The 13,990-nt window shown below is 28.9% G+C and carries 12 protein-coding genes; 7 read left to right on the forward strand and 5 right to left on the reverse strand.

Annotation, left to right across the window (positions count from 1 at the left end):
• Nucleotides 1-82: 82 nt before the first annotated feature.
• From MOSC01_RS0101195 to rpmH, 5 genes are all read right to left on the reverse strand, one after another.
• Complete coding sequence (locus MOSC01_RS0101195; RefSeq protein ID WP_010320998.1) at nucleotides 83-1,162, reverse strand: hypothetical protein; 1,080 nt, start codon at nucleotides 1,160-1,162, stop codon at nucleotides 83-85.
• Nucleotides 1,163-1,204: 42 nt separating this feature from the next.
• Entirely contained in the window at nucleotides 1,205-3,676 is a 2,472-nt protein-coding gene (locus tag MOSC01_RS0101200) for a hypothetical protein (RefSeq protein ID WP_010320999.1), read from the reverse strand.
• Nucleotides 3,677-3,757: 81 nt separating this feature from the next.
• Entirely contained in the window at nucleotides 3,758-5,590 is a 1,833-nt protein-coding gene (gene yidC / locus MOSC01_RS0101205) for a membrane protein insertase YidC (RefSeq protein WP_010321000.1), read from the reverse strand.
• Nucleotides 5,580-5,918: a ribonuclease P protein component gene (gene rnpA, locus MOSC01_RS0101210; protein ID WP_010321001.1), complete on the reverse strand. Its 339-nt coding sequence runs from the start codon at nucleotides 5,916-5,918 to the stop codon at nucleotides 5,580-5,582. Before rnpA ends, yidC begins: the two co-directional genes overlap by 11 nt.
• Nucleotides 5,919-5,932: 14 nt before the next feature.
• Complete coding sequence (rpmH, locus tag MOSC01_RS0101215; protein WP_010321002.1) at nucleotides 5,933-6,076, reverse strand: 50S ribosomal protein L34; 144 nt, start codon at nucleotides 6,074-6,076, stop codon at nucleotides 5,933-5,935.
• Nucleotides 6,077-6,258: 182 nt separating this feature from the next.
• Here rpmH and dnaA point away from each other — a divergent pair, with 182 nt between their 5' ends.
• From dnaA to MOSC01_RS0101250, 7 genes are all read left to right on the forward strand, one after another.
• Nucleotides 6,259-7,647 carry a chromosomal replication initiator protein DnaA gene (dnaA, locus tag MOSC01_RS0101220; RefSeq protein ID WP_010321003.1) on the forward strand — a complete coding sequence of 463 codons (1,389 nt, stop codon included), beginning with the start codon at nucleotides 6,259-6,261 and terminating at the stop codon, nucleotides 7,645-7,647.
• A gap of 157 nt (nucleotides 7,648-7,804) precedes the next feature.
• Entirely contained in the window at nucleotides 7,805-8,941 is a 1,137-nt protein-coding gene (locus tag MOSC01_RS0101225) for a DNA polymerase III subunit beta (protein ID WP_010321004.1), read from the forward strand.
• An 85-nt stretch (nucleotides 8,942-9,026) separates the two neighbouring features.
• Nucleotides 9,027-10,886: a tRNA uridine-5-carboxymethylaminomethyl(34) synthesis enzyme MnmG gene (mnmG, locus tag MOSC01_RS0101230; RefSeq protein ID WP_010321005.1), complete on the forward strand. Its 1,860-nt coding sequence runs from the start codon at nucleotides 9,027-9,029 to the stop codon at nucleotides 10,884-10,886.
• Complete coding sequence (locus tag MOSC01_RS0101235) at nucleotides 10,886-11,344, forward strand: 23S rRNA (pseudouridine(1915)-N(3))-methyltransferase RlmH (RefSeq protein ID WP_010321006.1); 459 nt, start codon at nucleotides 10,886-10,888, stop codon at nucleotides 11,342-11,344. The genes mnmG and MOSC01_RS0101235 overlap by 1 nt, the downstream gene beginning before the upstream one ends.
• Before the next feature lie 11 nt (nucleotides 11,345-11,355).
• Entirely contained in the window at nucleotides 11,356-12,339 is a 984-nt protein-coding gene (locus MOSC01_RS0101240; RefSeq protein ID WP_010321007.1) for a DHH family phosphoesterase, read from the forward strand.
• Nucleotides 12,332-13,306: a DHH family phosphoesterase gene (locus tag MOSC01_RS0101245; RefSeq protein ID WP_010321008.1), complete on the forward strand. Its 975-nt coding sequence runs from the start codon at nucleotides 12,332-12,334 to the stop codon at nucleotides 13,304-13,306. Before MOSC01_RS0101240 ends, MOSC01_RS0101245 begins: the two co-directional genes overlap by 8 nt.
• Nucleotides 13,307-13,401: 95 nt before the next feature.
• Complete coding sequence (locus MOSC01_RS0101250; protein WP_010321009.1) at nucleotides 13,402-13,977, forward strand: Panacea domain-containing protein; 576 nt, start codon at nucleotides 13,402-13,404, stop codon at nucleotides 13,975-13,977.
• Nucleotides 13,978-13,990 lie beyond the last annotated feature (13 nt).

The raw sequence follows: 13,990 nt of genomic DNA on the forward strand, positions 1-13,990 counted from the left end.
GCCTAAAACCAGACGCTTGTTTAAGATTACCTCATCAAACTGGAGGAATCGGGAAAATTAGAATTTTACGGGAAAAATAAATTTATTTTTTCTCGATTATTATAGAAAAATTGTTATCAAAGTTAATTGTTTCTCCTTCAAAAGGTACGACAAAAGTTTGGGTAAAAAATCTAACAAACGGATAATCTGATAATTGGTCTTTTGGATCTTCGGTTTTAGAAAAAAACGCTTCAGGATTAACGTTTTTTTCATATTTATCAGACTTATATTCCAAATTAATCACTGAAATATTTGAATTTAGGGAGTTTTTGTGTGTTATTTCATGTTTTAAGTTGTTTTGTTTTTCATCTAATGTGAAAGTGATTTCATTTTTTCCAAAATCAATATTTTTTAAAAAAAGCTTGTAATTAGGAAATGTTTCTGATTCGAGAAAGCCAAATAAGTTTTTTTCTGTGCTTTGGGAAGTGTTGGGGTCTTTGCTTTTATAGGCGAAAGAATTAAGCATTTGGTTAACATTTATTTGCAAATAATTTTTATTATCGTTTGAAATTAGATCTTTTTTTAACAATTTTAACTCGACAGAAGAATACGGGGTTAAAGTTCGAGGAATTTTTGTTTGGGTTTCGGATATGTTGATTTTTTGGCCGTTTTGTTCAAATTCTGTAAAACCAACCGAAGTTGGAATTACATAAATAAACCAAAAATCCTTTGAATTTTCGGCTACAGTTGGGACATAAATTGAGTCAGGGCTTTGATTCAATTGGCGCTTAACATCCTGAAGTTGCCTAGAATTATAGTAGCGATTTATTAAATTTAAGTATGTTATTTCCGAATTTGGGCTAAATCTCGATGTATATTCGGGATTTATTTTTTGTGAGTTTGAAATTTTTGGAGCGTCTTTTAGATTAAGCAAGTAAAATTGTGAATCTCTTTGCTCGTATATTCGCTGTTGTTTTTCGGCAGAAATTTCAATTAAACTCTCTGAATTAATGAATTTTTTCAAATTTATAGCATTTTGAACACCTAGACCTGTTGGATTAAATGGATCTTCGGTTTTATCAACTTGCCCACATGAGGCTATGATAAAAAAAGTTTGTGGTATTCAAAAAGCATTAAATAGAAAATGTCGAAAAATTTTTTTTATTTTTTTGTTAAAATTCACAGTTAAATTTAAATAAATCCTTCTAAAAATTAATATATATTTTTACGACTCAAAAAAATTAGCTTTAAAGATTTTTAAGCGCTGAGGTCCTTCGGAATTAATGAATTTATTTGCTAAAGTTAAATATGAGTCATAGCTAAAAATTAGTTCTCTTTTGTTTTTAAAAGTGAAACTTCATAAGAAAAATAGGACTTTGTTAACAAAAAGATCAGGATTTTCTAAGATATTTTGGTCTATTTCAAAAGGAAGTTGTAAAACGTAGCCCTGATTTTTGCTAGCAAGTTGGTTCTCTAAAACCCTTAAAAAATCATCTCAATTCAAACCAGTGTCACAAATTTGTTTTTTTGGCAAAATGTTTGCTTGCTTTTTGTTAGGTAAATGTTTAAAATCTCAATTTTCTAGTAAATCAATCGGGAATTCAAATTCTTGATTTTCAACATCAATAACTGCGGTTGCAATAATTGTAAGGTTTGCCGGAATATAAATTTTTTGGCCCTCATTTGAAAAAACATATGAAGAAACTTCTGGGAGTGAAATTGAAAAAAAACTATTAGCTTTTTCATCTCGGTAAAAAAGCGGTTTTAGTTGTGAAACTAAATCAATCGCAGCTTTTTTATCCATGTTTTCAAGAATTAGGAAATATTTTTCATCTGGATTTCAAAATGAGGTTTTCAAAATCCGTGAAAATGGACCAGGAATAAAATTAGCCTGATTTTTTTCATCAACGCTAAAATCACTATAACCAACAAAATCTTGGATAGTATAACTATCAGAAAAAGTAGCTATTTCATAATTATTTTTACGCAAATGGTATTTAAAAATATTATTTTTAATTTCATAATAAATCTTATTTTGCGATGGAGAAATTAAAAATATATTCTTACCGGATATAATTTTTGCTTGTTTTTGACTTATTGTGATTTCGTCATTAATTTTTCTTCTATCTAATAAATTGAAAAAGTTTTGTTTGAATTGGGGTTGATTTAGTAAATTTTTAATTGAAAAGTCAACTAATTTATATACGTTGTTAATAAAATAATTAAAATAATGCTCTCTGGATTTTAAAAATGTAGAAGCTGGCAATTTAACATTATTAATTTGGGTTTGTGATTCTGTCGGTAAATAGCAAATTTTTTCTGATTCTACGGAGTTTTTTTCTAGTTGTTGAGTTTCTTCTTTTGCTGTTTCGATATCTTCAATTTTAGTTGAGTTTGAATTTAATGATTTTGAATTGACAGTTTGTGAATTTTCACAAGGACAAGAGAGAATTTCATAACAATGTAAAACGCGAGGTAAAGATTTTTTTGTTTTACACAAATATTCCTCAGGTGAATTTTCGAGATTTTTTTCAGTGTTTTCAGGCCAATATGTTATTTGAGAATCTAAAATTACGCCTAAATTCATAGGATAGTTTTGATTTGTTGATAAATTTTCAGGATCGTCGTTTTCACAGCAGCTTTGGCTGTCAAATGTAGGAGTATAAAATTGGGAAAACTCACCTAAATCACTCTTTTTTTCAGCGGGTTTGATTGTCTCTTCGGTGTTTTTAACTTCGTGTTTGCTTAATTCAGTTACTGTCTCTGGTTCTTGGGTTTGATCTAAAACTTGGTTTTGGGGTTCCAAGTCGTCCTGAGCGTCTTTTTTTTCGACCGGAGTTTCGGTCGGAGTTTCGCTTGGAGTTTCGGTCGGAGTTTCATTCGTAGCTAAAACCGGAGGCATTTCTTGTGCTTTATTTTTCAGAACACTTATAATATAGTCATAATTTGCTTGAGAATTTGAAGTTAAATAATTAGATCATTTTTCGGGGTCTTGTCTTATAAGACTCGCTTTTTCAAAATTATATGATTCTAATTGGGTGTTGCATTTACTTATTAGTTCGTCAATTCTTACATATCAATAATCAAAAAGTTTTATTTTAAAAAATTTTGTGCTATATTGTTGTGTTTTTTCACGAAAAGACAAAACTTCAAAAAAAATCCCAGAAGTTAGAATATAAAAAATATGATCTTTTTGTGTCAAATTATAACGCTGAAATTTTTCGTCAAATTCGGGACAAGACGGTTCGCCGAAATTAAAATTATCAAAAATTTCATCAACTGAAACAGGGTGGTTTTTTTTCTCTTTGAGCAATTCTAGCGTCATTTTAAACAAGTGGCGATATTCTTCATTAATAAAAGTAACTAAATTAAACAAAACAATACTTATATATTCGCGAACTTTTATTGTTCCATTGTTTATTAATTTTGCTAAAATATTAAGTTTTTGCTGTCCGTTAGCTAAAATATTTGTTTTTGCTATCCCAAGTTGAGAGGCTAATCTTATGTGTTCGCTCAAATCGCCAACTGGTTTTCAGTTTTTATTTTTGTAAATTTTTAGTCATTTACTTTTAAAATTTTGGTTTATTTCTTCTTTATTTAAATAAAGTGCTTTAATTAATATTTCTAAACTCTCCGCTTTTCGAAGGTGTGTATTTGAAATAAGTGTTCAAATACAAGGTGTAATTTTGTTATTCATTTAGTATCTCCGTAGATTTTTAAACTTTTTTAAACATTTAATACTATTTTAGCGAATTTTTGCAAACCTTTATTTATATTATTAAATCCATTTTTTCCTTCGCATTCATGGTTGAACTTTTTCACGATAAGCTTTGGATTTTTGGAAATAATGAACGCCAAGCGCTTGCATAATTTCTCAAATACCACCAATAATTCAATAAATTTGAAGTGAAGCTTGAAAAATTATTCCAAAAAACACAAAAATTATTGACATGATTCTTTGTGTTTTTACTTGTTTTTTATATGTCTCATTTTCCTGAGCATTAATTATTCTTTTTGTTTTGTTTTTATTCAAAATTTTTGGAATTATTTGCTGCAATGCTTGAACTAAAACCGTAATAATTATTATTGGAAGATAAATTCAGTATCCTTCAAAAAGTTTTTGATAAGAAGTTGCCGCTAATTCAAGACCTAAAAAATAAGTAACTTTAAAGCTAGGGATTCCCTGGAGCGCTCGCCAAACAGCTATAAAAATAGGCATAGTTACTAAAATTTGGGAAAAGGGCGCAAAAGGTGAAAAATTATTTTTCTTATATAGGTCGGCAACTTCTTGTCGATGACGTTGTTGCATGACTTTATTTTTTTTGTAATTTTCATATTTTGCATCAATTTTAGCTTTTTTTAGTTGTAGCTCGTTTTGTTTATTTTGACCAAAAATTGTTTTAAATCTGAAAGCAAAAGAAATGAGTTTTGTTATTACAACGATTGTTAAAATCGCCAAAATTGTTATTCAACCAGACCAAGCAGATAATGATTGGGACGAGGTTACTCAAGTAATTATTTTAGAAATTGGGTAAACAAACATCGAATAAAAAGGCCCTAATTTCCATGATTCGAGCCAGCTAACGATCGGAAATAATGGTATTTCGTTTTGGAAAGCGATTTTTCTTGCAAAATTTTCGTCGTTATTATTCCAGTTATAAGTTTTGTTTTGTATATCAATTCGGGAAAAATTAATAGGAAAAATAATTTTTTTTATAGATTCGGCGTATCCAGAAATAATTTTTTCGGTTTCAGGGGAAATTTCTTTTCCTGCTTTTGATTCAAACTCTTGAATTGCTTTTTCCAGTTTATTATCCGAGAATTCTGGCAACGAAATTAGTTTGTTATAAAGAACTTGAAGAATATCACGGCTAAAAGTTGCATAACTCCGATTAACCGGAGGGAGTTTGTCGTCTATTTTAAAGAAAAACTGATCAATTTTTTCACTTATGTTAGCTGTATCATTAGTGTTATTTTGAAAATTAAAATTATTAATAGGTAAACTTTTGGCGTTTGACAGACTTTCAAAATAATTTTTATCAGCTTTTTCACTGAAATATTTTGGAGATGGAAGTTTTATTTCAGTTCAAACAGTTTTTTGCTCATATGATTTTTGTGCAGAACTGAAGAAAATAAATTCATTAGTTTTGTCACCTTTTAAATATTCAAATTCATTTTCATTATTTTGGAACAAAATAAGCGAATTAAACTCGCCAAAATCTGAATTTTTATCACCAATTTGTTGTCTTAACAGGTTTAAAACGCTTTCTTGATCTACTTTTTTTGAATCAGCGGAAATCAAAAAGTTATTGTTTTTTGTAGCTAATTCAATACCAGGTGCACTTTCATTTTCTGATTTTTTAAAAATTGTATAATTTGGAGTTATTTCTTCTTTAGAATTATAAAACTCAAGCGCTTCGCCAACGTTATGCGAAGTTTTTACAACTAATGACTGAATACAACCGGTTAGAGAAATTCCGAAAATAATAGTGTAAAAAAAGATTTTCAAAAATTTGAAAATAAATTTGAAGTTTTTGAAGCTATTTTTTTTTGATCCATTTTGATTCTGGAAGTAATCAAAAGCCTTTGGTCGTGTTTGTTTATTTTTCATTTTTTTGGAATTCTTTGAATATTTTAATAATTTCGTTCTCTTTTTCTTTAAAATTAAGTGTTAAAAATGATTTTCTTGTTATTAAAATTACTCGAAATTTTGGTGCAGAAGGTCAATCTTTTTGAAGGTTGTGAAGAATATTTTTGATTTGCCTTTTATAATAATTTCGTTTAACTGCATTAGCAAATTTTTTCGGAATTGAAATACCAATTTCGAAAAAAGCAAATTTTGAATAATAAAGAATAAGAGAATTTGTAACTATTTGCTTTTTAGATTCAATTATTGCTTGGAATTCTCAATTTTTTTTAATAGTCGGAATTTTTTGCAAAATTATCCTAAAAACTATTTATCTGATACAGTTAATCTTTTACGACCTTTTAATCTTCGAGCTGCTAAAATTTTTCTACCGTCAGCAGTTGACATACGTGAACGGAACCCATGAGTTTTTATATGTTTTAGTTTGTTTGGTTGGTATGTTCTTTTCATGATATCTCCTTTTGTTTTATTTGTTTTTTTAAAAATATTGCTAAAATTTAAAAAAACATAGTTATTTTGTTGACTTGCGCCCAAAATTGTATAGTTAAATTTTAACACTTTTTTATATTCTTATATAAATATAAAATAAACGTTTCTAAATTTTACCACAAAAGAAGGAAAAATCAAAAAAAATGAATGCAAACAGTAATATAAAAATTAGAACCCAAGAACTTCGGCAACAAATTGAAAACCTTTTAAATGACAAAATGGTTTACAACAATTTTTTTCAAACAATATTTGTGGTAAACGAGACAGAAACTGAAATTATCGTTGATTTTACAGATCAAATTGCAAAACAAGAAGTTATTTCTCGATGAATTGACACTGTAGAAAAAGCGATTTCTAACCTTGAAATTTCTAAGGTTTTAACTTTTAATAATGAAAGCAATTATATAGCAAAACCTAAACAAGTACAAGATTTTACTATAAAAAACAAGTATTGCAGCTTTAAAATAAACAACTTTTTGAATAAATTTACCTTTAAAAACTTTATAAGGTCTAATTATAATTTTCAGATTTTTAGCATTTACGATTCGATTATAAGTGATTCAAAGCTTAATTTTTCGCCGATTTTTATTTCAGGACCCTCAGGAATAGGGAAAACTCATTTTATTAACGCCATCGGAAATTTGTTGGCTGAAAAAGGTAAAAAAGTTTTCTACATTAATGATTATAAGTTTATAAGTTGCATAACCGGTTGAATGCAAAACGGTGAAAGCGATAAAATAAGTGATTTTTTAGAGTGACTGACTCAAGTTGACGTTTTTTTATTTGATGACATTCAAGGTTTAGGGCATAAACACCAAACTTCAATAGTTGCTCTTGAAATTTTGAACAAATTTATTGAAAATGATAAAACTGTAATTATAACATCGGATAAATCGCCTTCTTTATTAGGTGGTTTTGAAGAAAGATTTATCACAAGGTTTGGTTCGGGTTTGCATATAAAGTTAAATAAGCCAAAAAAAGAGGACTTTTTGCGGATTTTTACACATAAATTACGCGAGCAAAATTTGGATAAACACATTTGAACAACTGAAGCGCTCGAATTTCTTTCAAAACACTTTCGAAACTCAATCAGAGAACTTGAGGGCGCTTTAAAGTCAATTGTTTTCTACATTCAGACAAATAGAATTAAATTTCAGAGCGAAATTTATTTTGACAAGCAAAAAATGCTCGAAATTTTTGTAGAAAAACATGAAACTGAACAAATAATCACACCTGATTTAATAATCCAGAGCGTTTCTAAATATTATGGAGTCCCTGTTAACGATATAAAAAGTGAAAAAAGAGATAAAAATATAGTTCACGCGCGCGATATTGCTATTTGATTAATTAAAAATATTCTCGACTTAACCCACAATGAAGTCGGGTCATTTTTTAACAACAGAAAGCACTCGACAATAATTTTTACACTTAGAAAAATTGATAATTTAAAACAAAGTAATAATAACGAATTAGAGTTAGCCTTAAACCAAATATATAAACATTTAAATTGAAGTTTTAAACATAGAAAATAATAAAAATTAACACTGTTTTTTGGCAAAAAAACGCCATAAATTAAAGATTTTTAGTTTTTTTAGACTTTTAAACAAACTTATTATAATTATTATTAAACCAAACTTAACAAAACTAAACATAACTTAATGTAATTATTTATTTTATAAGGGAGTAAAAATGAAATTTAGAATTAAAAAGAACATAATTGAAAAACAAATCGAAAGAATGCAAGTAGCAATTCTTAGTCATAATAATTCTCCACTGAGCTCTTTTTTTATGAAATTAACAAGAGGGGGTTTGTTTATAATATCGACAAATAGCGAACTTTCTTATAAAGTTTTTATTGAAAAAGAAAATTTAATTGAAATAATTGATGTCGGTTTTTGTTTAATTGATGGATTTTTTTTACGTGATGTTATAAAAAAATGTGATTCAGAAATTAATTTTGAATTAAAAGGCAACGAATTAATTGTTTCTTGAGAAGAAGCTTCTTTTACAAAAAGTCTTATTAATGCTAGTTTTTTCCCAGAAATTGACTTTGACCAAAAAGGGATAAAATTAATTGTAAATGCAAAAAACTTCAAAAAAGCCGTAAAAAACACAGCTTTTGCAACAACAAACAATCCTTCTCAACCAGTTTTATCGGCTATAAATCTTAGTTCTGATTCGGGTTATTTATTTTTTTCAGCAACAGATACAACTAGATTTGCCTCTGAAAAAATTGAAATTTTTAATCAAAGTAGAATAAATATTTCTGTTAATGCTAAAAATTTGAAAGATTTTATACCTCCAGAACTTGATTCAGATATTGAATTAAATATTGAACCGACAAAAATTAGCTACATTTACGATAATTTAACTATTCAATCGAGAATTTTGACAATAGACTACAAAGATATTTCAAATATTTTGCCAAAAAAAGATGAAATTTTATATTTCTTTTCTATAAAAAAGCGCGAAATTATCGATCTAATTGATAAAACAACGATAATTTCGCCCGGAAAAGATAATGTAATTAATCTTACAATGTCAAAAAGTGAATTAAAAGGTTTTATTTCACGACAAGATTCAGGGCAATCTAATGTTTCTACAAAAAATGTTATTGACTTTAAAATGAATCCAAATTTTGCTGATTCTAGCGAGTATGATCCCGAATTTGTCGAAATAAATGTCAATTATCGTTACCTGAAAGACGCAATTTCTGTTTTTGACAACATCATTGAAATTTATATAAATGAAAAAAAGACAAAAATGCTCATAAAATCACCTGAGCGCCCAGAAACTAGCCAACTTATTGGTCTAATTCTTGTATAAAAAGCGATTTTCTATTTTAAAAAATCAATAAAAACAGCTAAAATATAGTATAATTTTTTAATTAATTGAATTTAGAAAGTCTAAAATGTCAAAAGAAAAAAATAAAATTGGTTCAGAGTTTGATGCAATTGTAGTTGGTGGTGGCCATGCCGGAATTGAGTCAGTTTATGCGCTTTTAAAAAAAGGTTTTAAAGTAGCACTCATAACAATTGATAAAAAAAAATTAGCATCAATGCCGTGTAATCCAGCAATCGGCGGACCCGCTAAAGGAATAATAACTCGAGAAATTGACGCTCTTGGTGGTGTGCAGGCTAAATTTTCTGATGCTGCTATGATTCAAATCAAATATTTAAATGAGTCAAAAGGACCTGCTGTTTTGGCCATGCGGGCGCAAATTGACAAAGAAAAATATTCTAAAATTATCCTAAAAGATCTAAAACAACAGGATAATTTGACTATTTTTGAAGATTTAGTAACTGAACTTTTGGTTGAAAAAAACCGTATTTTTGGACTAAAAACAAAAAAACGAGCTGTTTTTTTCGCAAAAAGCGTAATTATAACCACCGGAACCTACATGGATTCAAAAGTTCTTCGCGGTTCTTCGTCTATCTCAAGTGGTCCTGATGGTCAAGAAACCTCAAATTTGCTCTCAAATAACTTAAAAAAACTCGGTTTCGAATTGCAACGACTTAAAACAGGAACCCCTCCAAGAATTCTTACTTCCACCATTGATTTTTCCAAAGTTGAACGTGAAGTTTTACCACTTTATAATATAAATTTTTCATTCCAGTCAAAACACAGACTAAAAAAACAAATTTCCTGTTATTTGACTTACACTAACTCAAAAACACACCAAATAATAAATGAAAATTTAGACAAATCCTCAATGTATTCAGGTTTAATTTCGGGAGTTGGACCTCGTTATTGCCCTTCAATTGAAGATAAAATTGTCCGTTTTTCAGACAAACCTAGACACCAAATATTTTTTGAACCAGAAACAAAAAAACAAGACATAATGTACATAAATGGCCTTTCAACCTCAATGCCCGAAGAAGTCCAAGACCAAATAATTAAAACAATCCCTGGTCTAGAAAATGCAAAAATTGCAAAATATGGTTATGCAATTGAATATGATGCAATTAATCCGCTTGAATTGAAAAAAAGTTTAGAAACTAAAAAAACAAAAGGGCTTTTTATGGCTGGTCAAATTAACGGAACCAGCGGATATGAAGAGGCTGCAGCCCAAGGTTTGGTTGCTGGAATCAACGCTGGACAATTTATTTTAAAGAAAAAACCAATTGAAATCTTGCGAAATGACGGATATATTGGCGTTTTAATTGACGATTTAGTAACAAAAGGGACAAAAGAACCTTATCGAATGCTAACCTCAAGAGCAGAATATAGACTTATTCTTCGAAATGATAATGCTGATATCAGAATGTTAAAATATGCTTTTGTTTCTGGCATGATTTCAAGAAACTATTACCTAAAAGTTAAGGAAAAATACAAAAAAATTGATAAAAAAATAGAAAAACTTTCCAAAGATTTCCTATCGCCAAAACATCCTTTGGCAAAAAAATACGGTATAAAAACTGGAATTTCAAAGCTAAAACTAATTTCTCGACCTGATGTTGATTTTAAAGATATTTTGCCCGATTTTGAATACGGTTATGAATTAATGGTCATTTCTCGTTTAAAAGGTTACATTCAAAAGCAAAATTCTGAGGCCGAAAAAATGATTAGGCTTGAAAATTTACTCATTCCGACAGATATAAATTATCAAAAAGTCGCTAATTTATCAACTGAAGCGCTCGATAAATTTTCAAAAGTTAGACCAAAAACTATTGGCCAAGCAAGCAGAATTAGCGGCGTAAATCCAGCAGATATTCAAATGCTTTTATTTCATCTTAATCTTTTAAAAATGCAAAAAGAAGCAAAAACATAATGAGAATTTTAATAATTGCCTTTGGAAGTAATTCTAGAGATTTTTCAGTTTTATATCAAAAAGAAATCAATAAAATTAAGGAATTTAAATACCAGGTTGATTTAATTAATCTCAGCGAAAGTCAAAATGAAAACATAAGTTTAAAAAAAACTATTGAAACAAAGCTAATTTTAGAAAAAATACCTAAAAATTACAGTTGTTTTCTTTTTACAGAGCGTGGCCAAACAATTTCTAGTCCACAATTTTCACAACTATTAAACTCAGCGAATATTTGCCTTATAATTGGCGGCTCAAGGGGCGTTGATGAAGCGTTGATTCTTGAAAAAGTGCCAAATATTAGATTTTTATCATTTGGTAAAATAACTTTTCCCCATAAAATTTTCAAACTTGTACTTCTAGAACAAATTTATCGCGGGCTTTCTATAAAATATAATCGAAAGTACCACCACGATGATTAAAAAAGGAAAAAATGAACTCAAAACCATACTTAGAAATCATAAAAAACATCGAAAAACACGACAATATTTTTGTTTTTCACCACATTAGACCTGATGGAGACTGTCTTGGAGCCCAACAAGGTTTTGCAAAAGCAATTAAAAAAAAATTTCCCCAAAAAAATGTTTTTTTAATTGGAGATAACAACAAAGAATTTGATTTTTTAAATTTTCGTTTTGATAATATAGATTCAATTGCAAGTGAATTTTTTCAAAATTCACTTGCAATTACAGTCGATACTGCCGATATTAATAGAATTCAAGAATTAGACTTTTTTTTGAATTCTAAATTCAAAACAAGAGTTAAAATCGATCACCACCCTGAAAAAGTGGAAGAAATTTACGATCAAACTTGAATTGATCCAACTTTTTGTGCCGCTTCTGAAATGATCGGTTTTATTTTAAAAGAAGAAAAATGGCAAATTGACGAGGAAATTGCCCTTTTTGTTTATTTAGGGATTTTAACAGATTCAGGTCGTTTTGCTTTTCCTTCAACAACAGCAAGAACCTTTGAAATTGTAGCTTTTTTAATGAAAACCAATTTTAATTTCAGCGAATTAAATCGCCTTTTGGCTCAGAGAACTGAAGATGAAGTTGCTTTTCAAGCACATGTTTTAGGAAATTACAACAAAAAAGGCAAAGTTTTATGACATTATGTTTCAAAAAGCGAACAGCAAAAATTTAACTTGTCCTCAAGCCAAGTTTCGGCTGTTAATCTTTTGTCAAATATAGGTGATGCCTTGATTTGGTTGTTTTTGATTGAATATGAAAACCAAATCCGAGTTAGAATTCGTTCAAATGGCCCGGTTATTAATAAAATAGCGGTCGAATATGGCGGGGGCGGTCACCCTTTTGCCGCTGGAATTAATTTAGATAATAATGACAAAATTAATCAAAATATTAGTGAAATACTAGAAAAACTAGAAAAATTAGCCGAAGGTTTTACACGTAATGGATAAAAAAATAGCAACAGAAATTAAAAATCTCATTGAAAATCACGACTCAATCGTTATTTTTCACCACATCAGACCTGATGGAGACTGTATTGGAGCTCAAAACGGTTTGAAATCACTTATTTTAGAAAATTTTCTAGACAAGCAAGTTTTTGCAATCGGAGATTTTAAGAAATCATTCTCGTTTTTAGATTTAAAAGAAGATTTAGTACCTGAAAAAGAAATTTTGGAAAAATCCTTAGCCATAATTGTTGATGCAAATTTTAAAAATCGAATCGAATTTGCTTATTTATTTGAGCAAATTCGATTCAAATCAATTTTGAGAATTGATCATCACCCAAATGACGATGATTTGGGTGAAAGTTATCGCTGAGTTGATCCAACTTATATTGCCGCTTGTGAGCAAATTGCAGATTTAGCGCATGAATTAAACTGAAAAATTTCAAAAAGATCAGCTGAACTCATTTATCTAGGAATTTACACAGATTCGGGGCGCTTTTTATATAAAAATACATCAGCGCGAACTCACTTTTTAACAGCAGTTTTATTTGAAACTGGATTTAATTTTTCAAAAATTCATGAAAAATTAAATGCCAAAAGATTGTCTGATCTTGAATTTGATAGTTACATTTTTGCTAATAAAAAAACTTACAAAAATATAATTTATTACACTTTATCCATTGAAGAACAGCAAAAACTAGAAAAAAATTCACAAAATTCAGTTAGACCAAATTTATTAGCTAACATCGACGATTACAAAATTTGACTCTGTTTAGTTCAAGAAACTCAAAATTCATGACGGGTTGAATTTCGATCAGCAGGCCCAAATGTTCAAAGAATTGCCCTAAAATGAGGCGGGGGCGGCCACCTTAATGCGTCAGGAACCATTCTTGAAAACCTTGAAAAATTAGATTTATTAGTTCACGATTGTCAAGCAGAATACGAAGAATGAAAAGCTAATTCTTTGAGTTAAAAAGGAAAAACTTCGACCAAAATACTAAATTTTTCCATTTTTTGATTAAAAATCATAAAAAAATTAATATTCACAAACACACCACGGAGGTTGTTATGAATGGGATTGATATTAAAAAATTTTTAAATTATCTATTTGCGCTTTATCACGTCGACACCGGAGAAACTGAGCTTTATCGAACTTGAGTTCAAAAAATACTATGATTTACGCATTGAAAATTTTATAGACTTTATAATGAACCGTTTTTTTGTGAAGATTTTGAGTCATACAAATATGGCCCTGTTTCATGAACAGTTTTAAAAACTCAGTTTTTTAGCCTTCAGACACCTAAAAATACCTCCTACAATCTTGAGGATATTTTAGATTATCATAGAAATGACATAATTGACGAATTCAAGGACATACTAAAAAACGATTTTTTGGCAGATTTTAGTCATGATTATGGCGAAACTTTTACTGAACAACAAAAAATAGAGGCTCAAGAAAAACGGTGAGATTGTTTTGTCTTTGTTTTTGAACGGTTGAAAAAAATGCGTCCAAACGAATTAATGAATTTGTCATACAAACAAAAATCATACAAAACCGCCTTGTCCAACCCAACAAGCAAAATTATTCTTAACGAAACAATACTTGAAGACAGCGAAATAGATGCATTAAAAAATGATTTTTAATTTTTTTAGCTTT

Origin of the sequence: Mesomycoplasma ovipneumoniae SC01, from assembly GCF_000218525.1 — a bacterium.
Classification (GTDB): Bacteria; Bacillota_I; Bacilli_A; order Mycoplasmatales; family Metamycoplasmataceae; genus Mesomycoplasma; species Mesomycoplasma ovipneumoniae_A.